We start from the raw sequence: 456 nt of genomic DNA, 5'->3' as shown, positions 1-456 counted from the left end.
ATCAATGCATATGCATCTACATAGATGCAATTGCATTAATCAGGGAAAGCCAATCCGATGAAACACGAAATCTGCAAACGCGCCGACAAGCTCATTCTCGTCAGCCATCACCTCTGCCCCTATGTGCAGCGCGCCGCGATTTCGCTGGCCGAAAAGGGCGTGCCGTTCGAACGCGTCGATATCGACCTCGCCAACAAGCCGGACTGGTTCAAGGCGATCTCGCCGCTCGGCAAAGTGCCGCTGCTGCGCGTGCAGCGGAATGGCGAGGAAACGGTGATCTTCGAATCGGCCGTCATCCTGGAATTCCTCGAAGAGACGCAGGCCAATCCCCTCCACCCGGCCGATCCCTATGCCCGCGCCCGGCATCGCGCCTGGATCGAGTTCGGTTCGGCAACCCTCAATGCCATCAGCCGGTTCTATTCAACATCGACCGAGGCCGGCTTCCTTGACGAATCC

1 protein-coding gene is annotated in these 456 nt (G+C 58.3%); it reads left to right on the top strand.

The window, feature by feature from the left end; all coding sequences use genetic code 11:
- Positions 1-57 precede the first annotated feature (57 nt).
- Positions 58-456: glutathione S-transferase family protein (locus tag EN969_RS34865; RefSeq protein ID WP_164758834.1), on the top strand; the 399-nt coding region annotated here is incomplete at its 3' end.

It is taken from the genome of Mesorhizobium sp. M7A.F.Ca.CA.003.01.2.1, assembly GCF_003998945.1.
In the GTDB taxonomy this organism is placed as follows: Bacteria; Pseudomonadota; Alphaproteobacteria; order Rhizobiales; family Rhizobiaceae; genus Mesorhizobium; species Mesorhizobium ciceri.
The sequence above is the reverse complement of the archived record's forward strand: the minus strand, read 5'-3'. Positions and strand labels throughout refer to the sequence as shown.